The sequence below is a fragment of the Pseudoalteromonas sp. SR43-5 genome, assembly GCF_014163835.1.
In the GTDB taxonomy this organism is placed as follows: domain Bacteria; phylum Pseudomonadota; class Gammaproteobacteria; order Enterobacterales; family Alteromonadaceae; genus Pseudoalteromonas; species Pseudoalteromonas distincta.
The window spans coordinates 1-17325 of record NZ_JACJEA010000038.1; the positions used below are offsets into that span (position 1 = coordinate 1).

A 17325-nucleotide genomic window follows, 5' to 3' on the forward strand; every position below is an offset into this window, starting at 1 on the left:
GTCTTTATTATTTTTATTATTATCAGTCCGTATTGTTATTATTTTTACGTTCCTTGTTACATTCCATTTTGTTTTTGTTATTAAACTTCCATGAGTATTTTATTATTTTCGGTCATCGTGACACTTTTTTATTATTTCCTTTAGTAGCACCAATCTTGTGCTATGTAGTCATGCCGCGCCACTTTCCTTATAGCTTGTTTCCGTTTTGTTATTGTTCTTTTGCGACAGTGGTTAATTTACTCGTTAATGATTTTGTTACAACTGGTTTATATAACTTTTATTATACTTATTACATTTTAAAACAAAATAAACAATAAAATACAATAGGTTAATGATGAATAAGAAATAAAAAGAAGACTTTTCTCACACTAACGCATGGTCAATGTCTTACATTTAAACGGGTGATATCGTTAATTTTGCACACAAAAAAAGCAGCTTGGGCTGCTTTTTGTAAAACATTGTAGTGTATTTATTATTAATTGCTAAATAAATACGACTTTAGTGTAAACCACCTAAGTACTGAGAAAGTACTTCAATATCTTTATCTGTTAATTTCTTCGCTATATCGCCCATCATGCCATTTAAGTCATTGTGACGAGTTCCATCACGGAATTTTTCAAGTTGAGACTTGATATATCCAGGATGCTGAAAAGAAATTTTTGGAAACTTAGCAAGTGATGAACCGTTACCACGTGGACCATGACATGCTGCACATGATGGAATCCCACGCTCCGCATCGCCTGCTTTAAAGAGCATTTCGCCAACTTCAACAACATCTTTAGGTGTAGCACCTTCAGTCATGTTGATTGAAGAAAAATAAGCAGCTAGATCTTTCATGTCTTGCTCGCTAAGTGGCATAGCCATAGCGCTCATTACTGGATCCATACGCCCTTCTTTGCCGCCTGACGTCATACCTAATTTTAAATCCTGAAGTTGCTTAAGGATATAATCTGGATGTTGACCTGCAATTTTAGGGTAAATATTAACCGGCGCATTACCGTCTGGGCCGTGACAAGCCGCACACGTTGCTGATTTTTCTTTACCTGCGTTTACATCGCCATCAAATGCTGTTGCGTTGCTTGCTGACAACGCACCAAGCAATATTGTTAAAGATAGTGCTATTTTTTTCATGGTGAATTCTCTGTTTCCGACCCTGTATCATCTACAATCGTGATGTTGTAATACATATATTCTACACGATAATAAATTCTCTGGCACGTTTTCTACACATATTAAGCTTATAATTTACAGGGTTTTGACTTAGATTAAGCTTTAACATGTTTTAAATGTACCATAGGTGCTGTTTTTAGGTGGTTAAATACGCTTTTTAATACATCCTTTATAGTATAAAATACGCGCCCTGAGTGAATTTGGTTTACTCAATGTTATTTTTTTAAGTTTTAGGAGAGCCTGTGCTCAAATCTCGTATCAAATATAATACTGCGTCTTTCGTAACAAGCGCTCCCGACATTACTAAATTACCTGCTGATACGGGAATTGAAGTTGCGTTTGCCGGTCGCTCCAATGCAGGTAAGTCGAGTGCATTAAATGCATTAACCGATCAGAAGCTAGCACGTACAAGTAAAACACCTGGACGTACTCAGCTAATCAATACATTCGATTTAGCGGATGTTGACGATATGCGCCTTATCGATTTACCAGGCTATGGCTTTGCTAAAGTACCAATCGAAATGAAAAAGAAATGGCAAAAGTCGTTAGGTGAATATCTGCAAAAGCGTCAAAGCTTAAAAGGTATTGTTATTTTAATGGATATTCGTCATCCATTAAAAGATTTAGACCGTGATTTAATTAACTGGGCAATTGGTAGTGAGATTCCAGTATTGGCACTATTAACTAAAGCCGACAAACTAAAGCAAGGCCCTCGTAAATCACAAGTACTGCAAGTTCGCCGTGAATTAAGCACGCTTGATGGGGATATTACAGTTCATGCGTTTTCATCATTAAAGGGCACCGGTTTACCAGAAGTAGCTAAAAAGCTAGATGAATGGTTTTTAGGTCCTGTTATTGCTGTACCACCTAGCGATGAAACAATCACAGACGAAACAAACCCAGAGGCTTAAACGCTGGCGTTACGATAAATAAAACTGCTTTCCTGCAGATTTAATAAAATAGCCGAGCTTATCAGACTCGGCTTTTTCAGCCCACTGATAAAATACACTGCGTGAAACTCGCGCACTACAACCATACGGTAGCTTTAAATAAGGCACCTTTGAACCATTGTAGTCTTTTATATGCAAGGGCTGCTGAGCGCTCACTAACCACTGCCTAGCTAAATTATCAATACAACACAACACTTGCCCTTGCGCTGTATTTTCAAAGCGCCAATCAACAATAATAAACGGCGCATCTTCAACCGTTATTGTTATTTTTTCGACAGGGGTTTTTAAATAAAATTGCTCACCTTCTTTACACAATACAGAAGCAAACAGCTTCACCATGGCTGGGCGTGTTATTTCGCTGCCATCGTAAAACCATTTCCCTTCATTATTAATAACAATTGGCAGCTCCCCACAATGGTTAGGCTGCCAACTATCAAAAGGTTTGCTTGGCTCGCTTAATCGCTTGCTAAGCTCACTTAAAGAAATCACTGTTTTTTAAGTGTTATTGCAAATGTAACAGGCACAGCTGTTGCAATTGAAGGCAAGCCCGCTAACTCTTGCAGCTTTTTAACGCCTTCGGTTACACCAAAATCATCACTATTAATAATAATAGGTGTTAATGATGATACCGTTAAATCACCACTTTGCGTGCTGTTAACGAGTACATCAATTGCCAATGGTTTTTTATTACCATGAAAATCAAGCTCAGCTGTAATACCCTTCAATACATATTGACCAGGCTTTTTGATATTACTTAGCTCTTTAGTTAAATTTGCAGTTAAAACAGCATTGGGGAATTTAGCCGCTTCGAATAAAAATGTAGCTAAACGCTCATTACGAATAGGGATTAGAGTTTCGGCTGATGTTAAATCAACATTAACGCTAAACTCACCTTTATCAGAAAGCATACCTTCAAGGTTAGTAAAATGGTGAGCTTCAGCAATCGAATCTTTTTTAATTGAAACAAAGCTTAGTTGGCTTTTATCATTCACTAGCTGCCAATTAGCCTGAGCAACATTAGAAATAACTAAACTTGATAAAGAAAAACCTGCAATAGCTAATGCTTTAAACATAACGCACTCCTTAGTAATAAAATGAAAAGAATAAAAATGATAGCACTTCGATGGTATCACCTGCGATGTACCCAAACCACCTCGAAGTGACGAATGCACAATACAATTGGTATAGCGCAAAAAAGAATTAATTAGATAGGATTTTTAGGCGTAAAACAAAAAACGGCCCACCAAACAAGTTGGTAGGCCGGTATAGCAAACTGGGGAGAAGCTATCAATTTGTTGCACCCTTTCAGATGCATCATCAACAGGATGTCCTACAGGATAGGACAGGCGGGACTTTAACAAAAGCACGCATTAAAATACAATCATATTCCTGTAAAACAGCTCGAATTGACGAACATATAACTATTTAATACAAATAGTTGCTTAAATTAACCTTATTTTAACTAAAGCTTGCATATAGCTAATTAAATAGCTGTTATTCTCATTTTTATTAAACATAAAAAAAGCGCTAAAAGGCGCTTTAATTAAAATGCTCAAATTGCATTAATGGGCTTGTTCCCAGTTGTCACCTTCGTCGGCTTCAACAATAAGCGGCACATCAAGCGCTGCAGCTTGCGACATCAGCTCACAAATATGTTTTGTGTATTCAGGTGCGCAGTCTGTTTTAATTTCAAATACCAATTCATCGTGTACTTGCATTAGTAGCTTAATCGTATTTGGCGCCTGTTCGTGTACCCAGCGGTTAACGCTCAGCATTGCTTTTTTAATAATATCAGCAGCAGTACCTTGCATTGGTGCGTTTATAGCAGCACGTTCGGCTCCTTTTCTGCGCGCGCCATTACGTGCGTTTATTTCTGGTAAATGTAGGCGGCGACCAAATATTGTTTCAACGTAGCCATTTTCAGCTGCTTTTTCGCGTGTTGTTTCCATGTACTCTAATACACCAGGAAAACGCTCAAAGTATTTATCTATGTAATGCTGCGCTTCGTGGCGCGGCACATCTAGTTGACGTGCTAAACCAAATGCAGACATACCGTAAATTAAGCCAAAGTTTACTGCTTTCGCCTTGCGGCGCATATCGGTAGTTACATCATCAAGCTCTACACCAAATACTTCAGCGGCAGTTGCACTGTGTACATCTAAGCCGTTAGCAAATGCATTTAATAGACCTTTGTCTTGTGAAAGGTGCGCCATAATACGCAGCTCAATTTGGCTGTAATCGGCAGCGACAATTTTGTAACCATCTGCAGCTATAAACGCTTCACGAATTCGACGCCCTTCTTCTGAACGAATAGGAATATTTTGTAAATTAGGATCGGTTGAACTCAAGCGCCCCGTTGCTGTAATTGCCTGATGATATGACGTATGTACACGCTGGGTTTTCTCATTCACCATTAATGGTAATTTATCAGTATAAGTCGATTTAAGCTTTGATAAACCACGATGCTCTATAATTACTTTAGGTAGTGGATAATCATGAGCAAGCTCTTGCAATACTTCTTCTGCGGTAGAAGGTGCACCTTTAGGTGTTTTTTTGATAATAGGCAGGCCAAGCTTTTCAAACAACAATACTTGTAGTTGCTTAGGAGAGCTTAAATTAAATGGTTCGCCTGCTATTTCAAATGCTTCTTTTTCAAGCTCAATTAAACGCTCGCCTAATCGTTGGCTATGTGCTGCAAGCATATTGCTATCAATTGCAACACCGGTTCGTTCAATATCAGAAATCACACTAACAAGTGGCATTTCTATATCTTCGAATACAGATTTTAGCTTTTCATCAGCCGCTATTTTTGGCCAAAGCACTTCATGTAGGCGTAAAGTAATATCGGCATCTTCTGCAGCGTAAGGCGCAGCTTTTTCAAGTTCAATTTGGTTAAAGGTAAGTTGCTTTTTACCTTTGCCAGCAATATCTTCAAAGCTAATATTTTTATGACCTAGATATTTAAGTGCTAGCGAGTCCATATCGTGGCGTGTACCCACACTATTAAATACGTATGACTCAAGCATGGTGTCAAACTTAATACCATTTAGCGCAAAACCTGCATTCGCTAATACACTTTTGTCGTATTTAAGGTTTTGCCCTACTTTAGCTTTGTTTTCATCGGCCAAAATTGGACCTAGCTTTTGCATTACAAATTCCAGACTTAATTGCTCAGGCGCACCCGGGTAGTCATGCGCTAGAGGTAAATACACAGCTTCACCCGCTTTTACGGCAAAACTCATACCCACTAATTGCGCTTTCATGTAATCAAGGCTGGTAGTTTCTGTATCAAATGCAAATAACTCGGCACTATTTAATTGCTCTATTAACGTATCAAATTGCGCTTGCGTTAAAATAGTTTCGTAATGAGCATCTTCTACTTTTGGTAATTCAGTGGCTTCGGTAGGTACAGCTAGATGTGTTTCTGCATCTTTGGGATTATCTAGTAACTCAGCTAACCAACGACGAAATTCGCACTCACCATATAGTGCAATTAATTCGTCTTTATTTGGCTCTTGTAGTTTGAACGTATCAAGATCTGATTCAACTTCAACATCGCACTTAATTGTTGCAAGCTCGTAGCTTAAAGGCAGATGATCGAGAGCTGCAGCTAACTTTTCACCTATTTTACCCTTAATCTCACTTGCGTGATCCATTACACCTTGCAACGAGCCATATTTCTCTAACCACTTAACGGCCGTTTTTGGACCACAGCCTTCAACACCTGGGATATTATCGACCTTATCGCCCATTAGTGCCAAGTAATCGATAATAAGTTCGGGGCCTACACCAAACTTTTCAACTACGGTGACAGGATCTGAAATACTGTCGGTCATCGTGTTTATTAATGTAACGTGTTCATTTACAAGTTGCGCCATATCTTTATCACCAGTGGAGACAAGGACATGCCGTTTTTGCTCAGTTGCAATGCGTGCAAATGTGCCAATAACATCATCAGCTTCAACGCCTTCGATACTAATTAGCGGAAAACCCATCGCTTTGATAATGCTATGTATTGGTGCTATTTGCGTACGTAAGTCATCCGGCATCGGCGGGCGATTTGCCTTATATTCGCTATACATATCGTTACGGAACGTTTTGCCTTTAGCATCAAATATAACCACCATGTGTGAGGGATCATATTGTCTGATCAAGCTTTTAAGCATGTTGATCACGCCATAAATAGCGCCCGTAGCCTCACCTTTAGAATTAGTTAAATGCGGCGGAGAATGATAAGCACGAAATAAATATGACGAGCCATCAACTAAAATAAGTGGGTTTTCGGGGATCTGAGCCATGGTGAATTTGGATCCTAAATGCAAAAAATTAAGGTAATTATAAGCATGCCATAAGGTAGTAAATAAAACGACTGTGAATTACTGTTTATCGTGTTATTAAAACTAGAGCAAGCTGTGGATAAGTGTGTAGATAACAGCCACGAGCTATTCTTCCAAAGCATTATAAAATGCCTAGAAAATACTTTAACTGTATGTTTTAATTTAAAAAAGATAATACGATGTTCTTTTTTTATTATTTTAAACCAATGTGGAAAAAGGTTTTCTAACGACTGCTTCTGTTGTTATTCACTTTGATTATTCGCGTCCATTTAAATAACCGGAGGAGTATTCTAGCACAATGGATCGAAGATCATAGCGATCCTTTATAATTTTTTTAAAGGCAAAGTGATCGCAAATGGCATAAACCGCAAAACGACTTGCACTGCGAATGATTTTTGTACTAAAAATTTATTTTCGCGAGAAATTTTGAGCATGTTAAACTCCATCCGATCGACTTATAAAAAAGACTTTAGGGGCGCAAAAGCATGAAAAACGTAGCAGTAATATTAGCAGGGTCTGGTGTGTACGATGGTAGTGAAATTAATGAAGCAATTTTAACTTTATTACATATAGCCAAAAATGGCGCAACGTATCAGTGTTTTGCACCAGATATTGAACAACTTCATACCATTAACCATTTAACAGGTGAAGTAATGCCTGATAAACGCAATGTATTAACAGAAGCTGCTCGCATTGCACGAGGTGACATTAAATCACTGATTGAACTAGACGTGACTCAGTTTGACGCATTAATTGTACCTGGCGGTTTCGGTGCTGCAAAAAACTTATGCGATTTTGCAATTAAAGGCGCAAAAGCAAATATCAATCAGGACGTCCTTAATGCTTGTAAATCATTTGCAAAAGCGAATAAGCCTGCAGGTTATATGTGTATTGCACCCGCATTGATCCCATTTATTTACGATAACGCCGCACTTACTATTGGTAACGATGTAGAGACAGCACAAGCGCTAAGCACATTAGGCGCTAAACATATAGATTGTGCGGTTGACGGTGTAGTTATCGATGAACCAAATAAGTTAGTTACCACCCCTGCTTACATGTTGGCAGAATCGATTCTTGAAGCCGACGCAGGGATCGCAAAACTAGTTAGTAGCGTATTATCAATAAATTGATTTTGATCTTAGGATCTAAAAAGTTAATTGTATGACTGATTACGCTTATTAAATTGCTTAACAAAAAACAGTAAATAATTAAATTTTATTGCGTTAACGCAAAAAGTAGTCAGTTTTATTAATAAAAACGGCTCTTAGCATTTTATAAATTGGCTCAGAGAGTTATAATCGGTTTAATTTCCGTCATCTTTAATCGTGATTGATCACGTTCAAATCGAAGTGAGCAAGGCAAAATGAAAAAATTAACAGCTGCAGCATTATTATTGCTAGCAACCACTGCATACGCACAGCCATATGATAACTCTATGACTGAAGATGCAATTAAAGCACGTCTCGCGCCGGTTGGTGCTGTATACCTTGAAGGCGATAAAGCTGCAGTTGCAGCGGCGCCTACAGGTCCTCGTTCTGGTGAGCAAGTATATCAAGGTGCATGTTTTGCATGTCACGGCACTGGTGCACTAGGCGCGCCTAAATCGGCTGACGATTGGGCTCCACGTATTGCTAAAGGTAAAGATACTTTACTTGAGCATGCGCTAAATGGCTTTAATGCTATGCCTCCAAAAGGCACGTGTATGGATTGTTCTGATGATGAGATTAGCGCTGCTATCGACTTTATGACATCTAAATAAGCTCGATTGAAATATAAAAAAGGTTTACTTCTGTAAGCCTTTTTTAATGCCTAAAATAGTGTATCTAGCTACTGCTTTAGTAGGAATATCAACTTGACGATAAGCACTAAAAGTGAAAGTATAAGGCTAATAACTATACAATAAAAATAGCCGGTTAGATCATTGGAAGATAAACTATCAGTATCGAGTAAATTGGCGTATCAAAATAAACGCCTTAGAGCGCTTCTCGAAAAATACAAACAATCACATCACTTACAAAATGCCCTGATCCAATTATCAGAGCAGGCAAGTACTGTGGCCGAGCTAACCCTGCTATACCCCGCCATCCATGACATTTTACAAAAGTACGTACCTAGTAAAAGTTTTTATGTGGTGCTGCTAAATCAATACAGCCAATCACTAGAGCTTTCTTACTTTTCAGATGAAAAAGATGGTATTGCCGTCGCCCTTAACCAATCAAATAGCTTTGATGAAGGCGCCACGGGTTATGTATTTAAACAGGGTAAAACCACATGTTTTACCAAGCAGCAAATGCAAGATGCTGCAGCAGAAGGTTTATTTAAAGCATTAGGCACTCCTGCCGAACATTGGGTAGGCGTACCTGTTTACCAAGAACATAATATTATCGGTGTATTAGCAGCGCAAAGTTACGATACAAAACAAGGCTATAGCTCACAGCAAATACAATTACTTGAGTTTATGTCGCTTTATTTGGCAACAGCAATAGAGCGTGTAAAAAAACGAGAGCTTCTTGAGTCAGAAGTTAAAATTCGCACCCGCGCACTCACTCAAAGTAACGATGCACTAAACCTTGAAATAGAGCAGCGTAAACGCGCACTTCAACGCCAACAAATTCTATTTAAAATATCTGAGATAGCAACACAAGCTAAAAACCTTGATGACGCTTATTTTAAGATACACGAAATAATAAAAACAATTACCTACGCAGAAAACTTATATATTGCGCTTTATGATAAAGAAACAGGGTGGATTAGTTTTCCTTATTGCGTAGATGAATTTAAAGAAAATACACAGCCAAGACGCTTTGCTAAAGGTTATAGCGAACTGGTAATAAGCACCGAAGAAACACAACTAATACACCCATGTAGAGCAAAAGAATTAATAGTAAGCGGTGTGGTACAACGTTCAGCACCTGTACCAAAAGAGCAAATGGCCACTAGCTGGTTAGGCGCTCCACTTAAAACAGCTCAAGGTGTTATCGGCCTTATTGTTTGCCAAGCCTACGATAACAAACATATTTTCAGCCGAGATGATTGCGAGTTAATTACCTTTGTATCGCATCAAATTGCAGCTGTTTTACAAACAAAGCTCGTCAATCAAGCAATTGCAAAAAGCCATCAAGAACTCGAATTTAGAGTAAACGAAAAAACCAAAGAATTGCGTCAAACTAATCTGCACTTACAAATGCAAATAGATGAGCGAAAAAAAATAGAGCAGCAGCTTTATCATGATGCACATCACGATTCACTTACGAGCTTGCCTAATCGTAGTCTATTTTTAACTCAGCTCGAAAAAACGCTACAACATTATCAACGTTTTCCTGAGCACCACTTTGCTGTTTTGTTTATCGATTTAGATAAATTTAAAGATATTAACGATCAGCTTGGCCACCATGCAGGCGATCAATTTTTAATTAACGTAAGTGAGTTATTTGCCCAATGTATACGCGAGCATGATTTACTAGCACGTTTAGGCGGGGATGAATTTGTTATTTTATTAACCCATTTAACTGAGCCTCAACAAGCAGAAGATGTTGCAAATCGTATTATAGATTTAATGAAAAAACCCTTTTATCTCAAAGGTGAGTCTTTACAAAGTGGCGCAAGTATAGGGATAACCTACTCAAAGAAAAGCTATACGCATACAGATGAAATTATTCGTGATGCCGATGCCGCCATGTATCACGCCAAAAACTCAGGAAAAAATCGTTACGAGTTATTTCATCCGCTATTAACGCAATCAATACCTGCGCAGACTCTAAAAGCACAACATCACCTTGATATATTACCTATGAGTTTTAGAAGCTCAGAAATAATTACGCTTGATGAGCAACAACAGTCTGAATCTTTATTTGAAGCATTTGGTGAACACCCAATACTTGGCTTTACTAGCTTTGATATTTTGAAAAAGTTTGCATCAGATAAAGAGCAGCATCTGCAAGTAGAGTTACAACTATTACAACGCGCCTATGCACAAGCAATTACTGCAAATGTAGCTATGGCATTGGTTCCTTGCTCTGGTTTGCTACTTGAGGAACACGAATTTGTTTTATTTACAGATACGCTAAATAAACAACAAGGACAAAGCCAACTCTGTTTATTATTTGATGAGCAAGAAATTCGCCACGCATGTGCAACGCAAATAAAAAACCTCAAAACGCTATCACAACTTGGTTATTCAATTGGTTTAAACAATTTTGCTAAAGACAGGTGCGAACTTAATTTACTAACCGATATTAATTTTGATTATTTACTACTTAGCTCGACCTTTAGTAAACGTGTTTTACAACAAGAAAGTTACGATTTTCAGCTACAGGGCGTGCTTGCAATTACAAAGCTCAAAGCAATGAAGGTCATTGCTAAAGGCCCATCAATACTTAATTTCAGAGCTTTATTAGATAAACACGGTTTGGCATTTTTTGTAGGTAAACAACACGCTTTAGTATGCTCTGAGTTACCTGAAGTGCAAGCAACCCAGTCTTTATAAAGTTAGCCTGAGGTATTACTCAGGCTTTTTAAACATCGCTCGTAAGTTAGCGACTCTTGCTTGGCCTTTTTCCATGCGCTCTGCTTGGGTATTTGGCGCTTTTTTGTTTTCGAACGCAAGATCGTCCTGCGGTAACTCTTGTACAAATCGGCTTAATTCAGTTTGTGAGGTTTCACCAAATTGACGACGTATCTTTGCATAAGTAAGTGTTAACTCCTGCTGAGCACGAGTAATACCAACATAAGCTAAGCGACGTTCTTCATCTACGTTGTCCTCATCAATACTTACCTGATGCGGAAGTAAACCCTCTTCCATACCCACCATAAATACGTACGGGTACTCTAAGCCCTTTGATGCATGTAGTGTTGATAAGTGCACTGCATCGGTTTCATCTTCTTCTTCGTTACGCTCAAGCATATCGCGAAGGGTTAGCTTGCTAACAACCTCGGCTAATGTCATTGGTTCGTTGTCGGCATCACCGGTCAACATATCTGTTATCCAACGATACAGCTCTGATACGTTTTTCATACGCATTTCAGCCGCTTTTGCACTCGGTGACGACTCGTACAAATATGCCTCGTAATTAATATTACGCACTAAGTCTTTAACAGCTTCGAGCGTATCACCGCGTACTGCGTTATCAGATAGCTCAACAACCCAGCGTGCAAATCCAGCAAGCGCATTAAAGCCACGCCCTTTTAGTCTGTAGCCTAAATCGTTATCAAAACAGGTAGCAAACAAGCTCGCGTGCTTTTCATTAGCAAGCGTACCAAGCTTTTCAAGGGTAACCGTGCCTATTTCGCGTCGCGGTGTATTTACGATACGTAAAAATGCATTGTCATCATCTTGATTAACTAGCAAACGTAAATACGCCATAATATCTTTAATTTCTGAGCGAGCGAAAAACGACATACCGCCACTAATTTTATAAGGGATACGGTTACTCATTAGTGATTTTTCAAAGCCACGTGCTTGATGATTACCACGATATAAAATCGCGTAATCTTTATAGCTGGTTCGCTTCATAAACTTATGTGAAATTATTTCAGCAACCACACGCTCAGATTCATGCTCTTCATCGCGGCACCCTATTACTTTAATCGGCTCTCCATAACCTAGTTCACTAAATAACTTTTTCTCTATGTCATGTGGGTTATTGGCAATTAAAATGTTAGCTGCTTTTAGTATTCGCCCTGCACTTCGATAGTTTTGTTCAAGCTTTATAAGTCTAAGCCCTGGGTAGTCTTTACCTAATAACACTAAGTTTTGCGGGCGAGCACCACGCCATGAGTAAATTGATTGATCGTCATCACCTACCACAGTAAAACGGGCACGCTCGCCTACTAGCAATTTAACAAGTTGATATTGGCTTGTATTGGTATCTTGATACTCATCCACCAGCAAGTATTTAAAGCGTTGCTGCCAGCGCTCACGAGATGTGGCGTTATTAGTAAGTAACAAAGTAGGGATCATAATTAAATCATCAAAATCCAGTGCATTATAAGCACGCAGCTGGTTTTGATAGCGCCCATATAACTGCGCGAACAATGCTTTTTGCGCATCACGCGCTTCGCGTATTGCTTGCTCTGGCAGTACTAATTCGTTTTTCCAACTACCAATTTCCATTTTAAGTAGTTTGAGTAAGTCCTTGTCTTTTTTTAGCTCGTCTTCGGTAAGCTCACTAAGAAGCTGATTGGTATCTTGATCATCAAATAGCGAAAAGCCGGGTTTAAACCCTAATGTACTCAACTCTTTTTTTATTATTTCTAAACCGAGTGTATGAAACGTTGATACCCATAAACCTTTAGAGTCTTGCTTACCGAGCGTTTGCAGTACTCGCTCACGCATTTCTTTGGCTGCTTTATTGGTAAAAGTAACAGCGGCTATATTTCGCGCTTTGTACTCACATTTTTTCACTAAATAAGCGATTTTATTCGTAATAACACGGGTTTTACCAGAGCCTGCGCCCGCGAGTACTAAGCAGGGACCACTAATATATTTTACGGCTTCATCTTGTTTAGGATTGAGTTTCATAACGACCAAAGAAATTTAAAAGACGTGCAATTTTAACGTAACCATTACAGCGAGCATAGCAATTGCCTTAATTAATTAAGGTAAAGATGATCATGTGTTAAATACCGTGGGTATAAGGTAATATTAGTTATTATCATTTAGGCAATGCCGAAGGGACAAATATGATCAACCCAGCAAAACTTGAAGAAATTGCTAAGCAAATTACTAGCAATATGCCACAAGGTGTAAAAAACCTAGCAGACACACTCGAAGGTAAAACAAAGCAAGTTCTACAAAACAAGCTTGCTGAGATGGACTTTGTGAGCCGTGAAGAATTTGATGTGCAAAGCCAAGTACTTATTCGTACTCGCGAAAAGTTAACCGAACTTGAAGCTAAAGTTTCATTGCTTGAGCAACAACTTAGCGCTAAAACTGACGCTGAATAATTATACCAATTGCATTAAATTAGTGTTCTATTACAGCGATAAGAAAATAGCTCAATAACAAGGCTAAAATTATGGTACATAGTTGTTCTATATAAATAATTTTTAACGTAGTTCGTGAGTTATCTAATACACTAGAATGATAATTTTTTTAATAAAATTGGTATTAATTTAATGTACAAAAAAGGCAGCTTAGGCTGTCTTTTGCGTTTTACTCAGTTTATTCAAATAGCTCATCAAGTACATAATAAGACAACTTAGCCCGCTGAGCTAAACTCACACTCAGCATTTTTTGCGCAACTTGTTCGCCAGTTATTGGTTTGTAACGCTTTAAAAACGCAAATCGCGTAATAACAGGAAAAATAATACTGCCTATCTTTTCTGCCACTCTAAATTGCTCACGATCGCCTAATAATAAAGATGGTTGTAAAATACTTATTTTATCAAAAGGGAGTGCTTTAATATGTTGCTCAAGCTCTCCCTTCATTTTCAAATAAGCACTATTACTGTGCGTATTCGCCCCGCTTGATGACACTAAGCAATAATGCGTAACGCCATTACATGCCGCTAACTGCGCCGCTATAAACTGATAATCAAAATCAACTTTACGCTGAGCGTGTATCGAGCCCGCTCGTTTACGGGTTGTGCCCAAACACGAAAACAATACATCACCTTTAAAAAGCTCAACATATTGAGTTAATTCTTCAAAATCAATAACGTGATTAACTAGCTTTGCATGTGTGACAGGCAGAGCTCGACGGCTTAACGTAACTACTTTTGTATAACGATCGCTATTAAGTAACTTATGGAGCAACTCATTACCGACCAAGCCTGTAGCACCTATTAACACCGCCGTTTTAGTCATGGATTTATTTATTTTCACCCACTTTTTTAAATACGTGTTGCACTGCTTTTTTGTAGCTTTGCGTTTCTTCACTCGCGCACGTTACTACAGATTCTAAATCATGAAGATGGCCGTTTTCTAAACCATAAACCCAACCATGAACGCTTAGTTCTTGGCCTCGCTCCCAGGCATCTTGCACAATGTTAGTACGACACACATTACGTACTTGCTCAATTACATTTAGCTCAATAAGGCGGCTTAAGCGTTCGCTTTCTGGCATTGCGTCGAGTTGTTCAAGATGCTTTTCTTTTACATCTCCTACATGGCGTAGCCAATTATCAATAAAGCCAAATTTAGCATTGTTTAAAACGGCTTGTACGCCACCACAACCATAGTGACCTACTACCATTATATGTTTTACTTTTAAAACCTCTACAGCGTACTGCATAACCGATAAGCAGTTATGGTCAGTGTGTACAACCACGTTAGCAACGTTACGATGTACAAATAATTCGCCTGGTAATAAATCAACTATTTGATTTGCAGGTACACGAGAGTCTGAACAACCAATCCATAAATACTCTGGATTTTGTTGCATAGATAAAATTTTAAAAAACTCAGGGTCTGCTTCACTTGTACGAGCAGCCCAACGTTTGTTGTTATCGAATAAATTTTTTAACTTTCTCATTGCATCTCTTATTAAGTCGAGGACGGAAATTTAATGGACATTAGCAAGAATCAAAATATTACGAGGCGTTAACTGCTTTTCACAAAACGTTTTAACGCTTACTTGATAACCTTGCTGTTGCAAATATAAAGCACGATCGAGCACAAGCCAAACTTCAATTGCCCTTCTGAATACATGTCGAACCAGTTCAACTCGATCAGTTATTTTTTTTCGAGCCACCCCAACCTCTAAATACTTAATATAATCAGTACTTTGAGGTAATTTTAATGCCTTTTTATCTGCAGCCCATGCACAAAACGATTTAAACGAATCTGAGAATATAGCTTTGTTGACCGAAGGTACGCTTACGTAATATTGCTCGCCAGTGATCGACTTTCTTAGTGCATCAAAACCAAGTCGCCACTCAAGTTCTGTTTTACGTACTTTTTCCAGACGAGAAGGCGCTGTGACAGTTTCTTGTAATGCGAGCTTTAAATCACGATGCGTTAGATTAAGCTCACTTTTATTTGCATCCTCACTCATTGCAAGGTACTCATTAGTCGTGAATAAATGGTAGCAACAAGGTGAAAAGCTAATTTGCTGTACTTTCGCTAAACTTGCTTGGCGCATAAATGCTTGGTGTAAGCCACCGCATGCGTGAAGTGCTACAGCATGCATATCTGTATTAAAAAATTGAGTGATATCGTCTTTTAATACATCTGCTTGGCTAAAGTGCATTGCTAAGCCTTGTTGCTGTGCACTTTTTTGTCCTTGCTCGCATAAGCTTTGTTGCAGTTCAATACTATGCACATTACTTGCGCCATTAAACGCAAGCATTCGACCTAAGTGCCCTTTACCCGCGCACCACTCTAAAACAGGTTGCTTGGTATTAGGTAGTGCAGATACAAAATCTTGTAACTGTGCAAACTTACGACCTTTAATGCCGTTACTTATCCAAAATGGATAATCAGCTCGAGAGTGGGCTGAGCTAGGTAACTCGCATAACTTTGCAAGTTCATCAAGTTGGTTTATGTGCTGGCTAAAAAATTGGTATAGCTGGTTTTGATCGTTATCAAGAACGCTTACCTGATCATCAGTTAGTTCGCTAAGTATGCCTTGTAGCTCTGGCCAAGGTATAGTGTCAAAATCAAATGCAGTGCACTGCCAATACTGACGATGATTCATTAAAAGTGAATCAAGTGCTAAAAATTGCTCAGCTAAAGTCATAACAGCTTAAAAAATAAAAAAGACAATTAATTATATCAGTTTCGTGAATTACCTAAGCAGTTAATTTTTACTAAAAATCAGCCGTAAATACAAAGGTATTGAAATAATACTTACCAAAATAGCTGCCATGAGCATCCACGATAACTGCATTTTTTCAGGCTCTTGATATTTATAAATAAAGTGAGATTTCACTTCGTCAAATTCGTTTTGCGGTATGCCATATAAGTCCGCAATTAAGCGCCACTTTGCTATCGACATATGCCCTAAACTGGTAGTGGGTGGGGTTATATAACTTTTTAGTACTTCAGCCTCAAAAGCGAGCTGATAAAAGCTTTTACCCGGTGCATAGTTTTGCTGGGTGACTGCAATGGCTTCATCCATGTTCATCATTGCATAACGCCACCCTTTTAGGCTCGCTTGGTAGAATTTTTCGACCGTTTGAGGATTTTTCTTAAGCATGTTTTCGCTGGTAAATAAAATGTCGCTATATACATCCATACCATAACGCTGTGGGCAAACAAGTCGATGAGCTACACCTTGTTGAGTCATATAATAAGGCTCTGTAGTAACATATACTTGCATAGCATCTAGCTTGTTTTCAATCCAAGCCTGGCCTGGATTTTCGCCATCGTAAACTTTGAGTTTATCCACATCAACGCCACTGCGTTTAAGCATAATAAGTAGTTCGGTACCATCATTTTTGCTTACCGCAGTGATACGTTTATTAACAAAGTCACGTGGATGAAAAATATCAGACGTGTCTTTAACCATCCAGCAGTAAGGTGAAAATTGCAATAAGGCAGCCATAGCAACAAGAGGTTGTCCATTAATACGTTGCTGTAAAATACCAGAGTGCCCTACTCCAAATTGTGCTTCGCCACTGGCGACAGGAGCAAAGGTATCAGGTTTCATTGGATTAGCTTGTTTAATGGTTACATCAAGGCCCGCTTCATTATAAAAGCCTTTTTGCTTTGCCATATAGTAGCCAGCAAACTGAAACTGATGTGTCCATTTTAGCTGTAATGTGACTGATTCTTGCGCCGCGATATGGCTACAAAAAAAGCACAATCCAATGATTAATCCTTTAAATAGCAACTAGGTGTCCTCAAAAAGTATGACGATTACCTGTAACTATATGTAAAACGTGTAATAAAGCAAGCACCCTAGTTAGGTGCCTGCCTATAA

Annotated in this window: 14 protein-coding genes; 5 read left to right on the plus strand and 9 right to left on the minus strand. The window is 38.6% G+C overall.

The window, feature by feature from the left end; translation table 11 throughout:
- Positions 1-498: 498 nt before the first annotated feature.
- Entirely contained in the window at positions 499-1131 is a 633-nt protein-coding gene (locus tag H5090_RS18015; RefSeq protein WP_182682808.1) for a cytochrome c, read from the minus strand.
- Positions 1132-1412: 281 nt separating this feature from the next.
- Between H5090_RS18015 and yihA the strand changes: the two genes are divergently transcribed.
- Positions 1413-2081, plus strand: a complete 669-nt coding sequence (gene yihA / locus H5090_RS18020) for a ribosome biogenesis GTP-binding protein YihA/YsxC (RefSeq protein ID WP_002959920.1) — start codon at positions 1413-1415, stop codon at positions 2079-2081.
- Between the two features lie 9 nt (positions 2082-2090).
- On the opposite strand, the gene H5090_RS18025 is transcribed toward yihA, so the two are convergent.
- The 3 genes from H5090_RS18025 to polA all read right to left on the minus strand — a co-directional run bounded on the left by H5090_RS18025 (position 2091) and on the right by polA (position 6418).
- Positions 2091-2609 carry a DUF1285 domain-containing protein gene (locus H5090_RS18025; protein WP_182696383.1) on the minus strand — a complete coding sequence of 173 codons (519 nt, stop codon included), beginning with the start codon at positions 2607-2609 and terminating at the stop codon, positions 2091-2093.
- The gene (locus H5090_RS18030; RefSeq protein WP_182694000.1) at positions 2606-3193 is read right to left on the minus strand and encodes a YceI family protein; all 588 of its coding nucleotides are present in this window, start codon (positions 3191-3193) and stop codon (positions 2606-2608) included. Before H5090_RS18030 ends, H5090_RS18025 begins: the two co-directional genes overlap by 4 nt.
- Before the next feature lie 489 nt (positions 3194-3682).
- Positions 3683-6418 carry a DNA polymerase I gene (gene polA, locus H5090_RS18035; protein ID WP_138488411.1) on the minus strand — a complete coding sequence of 912 codons (2736 nt, stop codon included), beginning with the start codon at positions 6416-6418 and terminating at the stop codon, positions 3683-3685.
- Positions 6419-6942: 524 nt separating this feature from the next.
- On the opposite strand from polA, the gene elbB reads away from it, so the two are divergent.
- The 3 genes from elbB to H5090_RS18050 all read left to right on the plus strand — a co-directional run bounded on the left by elbB (position 6943) and on the right by H5090_RS18050 (position 10946).
- On the plus strand, positions 6943-7590 hold the full coding sequence (elbB, locus tag H5090_RS18040; RefSeq protein WP_182696384.1) for an isoprenoid biosynthesis glyoxalase ElbB: 648 nt from the start codon (positions 6943-6945) through the stop codon (positions 7588-7590).
- Positions 7591-7823: 233 nt separating this feature from the next.
- Positions 7824-8219, plus strand: a complete 396-nt coding sequence (locus H5090_RS18045) for a cytochrome c5 family protein (protein ID WP_002959908.1) — start codon at positions 7824-7826, stop codon at positions 8217-8219.
- A 162-nt stretch (positions 8220-8381) separates the two neighbouring features.
- Positions 8382-10946, plus strand: a complete 2565-nt coding sequence (locus H5090_RS18050) for a diguanylate cyclase domain-containing protein (protein WP_182696385.1) — start codon at positions 8382-8384, stop codon at positions 10944-10946.
- 15 nt (positions 10947-10961) lie between these two features.
- Here H5090_RS18050 and rep read toward each other — a convergent pair whose 3' ends face one another.
- Entirely contained in the window at positions 10962-12980 is a 2019-nt protein-coding gene (rep, locus tag H5090_RS18055; protein WP_182696386.1) for a DNA helicase Rep, read from the minus strand.
- Between the two features lie 161 nt (positions 12981-13141).
- On the opposite strand from rep, the gene H5090_RS18060 reads away from it, so the two are divergent.
- The gene (locus H5090_RS18060; protein WP_002959905.1) at positions 13142-13405 is read left to right on the plus strand and encodes a ubiquinone biosynthesis accessory factor UbiK; all 264 of its coding nucleotides are present in this window, start codon (positions 13142-13144) and stop codon (positions 13403-13405) included.
- Between the two features lie 217 nt (positions 13406-13622).
- Here the strand turns inward: H5090_RS18060 and H5090_RS18065 are convergent, their stop codons facing one another.
- From H5090_RS18065 to H5090_RS18080, 4 genes are read right to left on the minus strand one after another with little or no spacing between them, the layout of a single operon-like run.
- Positions 13623-14267: an NAD(P)H-binding protein gene (locus tag H5090_RS18065; RefSeq protein ID WP_182696387.1), complete on the minus strand. Its 645-nt coding sequence runs from the start codon at positions 14265-14267 to the stop codon at positions 13623-13625.
- Between the two features lie 4 nt (positions 14268-14271).
- The gene (gene can, locus H5090_RS18070; protein ID WP_002959903.1) at positions 14272-14934 is read right to left on the minus strand and encodes a carbonate dehydratase; all 663 of its coding nucleotides are present in this window, start codon (positions 14932-14934) and stop codon (positions 14272-14274) included.
- 30 nt (positions 14935-14964) lie between these two features.
- A complete protein-coding gene (locus H5090_RS18075; protein ID WP_182696388.1) occupies positions 14965-16140 on the minus strand; it encodes a methyltransferase in 1176 nt (391 codons plus the stop codon).
- 60 nt (positions 16141-16200) lie between these two features.
- Positions 16201-17235 carry an ABC transporter substrate-binding protein gene (locus tag H5090_RS18080; RefSeq protein WP_182696389.1) on the minus strand — a complete coding sequence of 345 codons (1035 nt, stop codon included), beginning with the start codon at positions 17233-17235 and terminating at the stop codon, positions 16201-16203.
- Between the last annotated feature and the right edge of the window lie 90 nt (positions 17236-17325).

Coding starts and splice junctions, on each gene's coding strand:
- H5090_RS18060 (WP_002959905.1), top strand. CDS start 13,142: ATGATCAACCCAGCAAAACTTGAAGAAATTGCTAAGCAAATTACTAGC.
- rep (WP_182696386.1), bottom strand. CDS start 12,980: ATGAAACTCAATCCTAAACAAGATGAAGCCGTAAAATATATTAGTGGT.
- H5090_RS18030 (WP_182694000.1), bottom strand. CDS start 3,193: ATGTTTAAAGCATTAGCTATTGCAGGTTTTTCTTTATCAAGTTTAGTT.
- can (WP_002959903.1), bottom strand. CDS start 14,934: ATGAGAAAGTTAAAAAATTTATTCGATAACAACAAACGTTGGGCTGCT.
- H5090_RS18065 (WP_182696387.1), bottom strand. CDS start 14,267: ATGACTAAAACGGCGGTGTTAATAGGTGCTACAGGCTTGGTCGGTAAT.
- elbB (WP_182696384.1), top strand. CDS start 6,943: ATGAAAAACGTAGCAGTAATATTAGCAGGGTCTGGTGTGTACGATGGT.
- H5090_RS18075 (WP_182696388.1), bottom strand. CDS start 16,140: ATGACTTTAGCTGAGCAATTTTTAGCACTTGATTCACTTTTAATGAAT.
- H5090_RS18015 (WP_182682808.1), bottom strand. CDS start 1,131: ATGAAAAAAATAGCACTATCTTTAACAATATTGCTTGGTGCGTTGTCA.
- polA (WP_138488411.1), bottom strand. CDS start 6,418: ATGGCTCAGATCCCCGAAAACCCACTTATTTTAGTTGATGGCTCGTCA.
- H5090_RS18045 (WP_002959908.1), top strand. CDS start 7,824: ATGAAAAAATTAACAGCTGCAGCATTATTATTGCTAGCAACCACTGCA.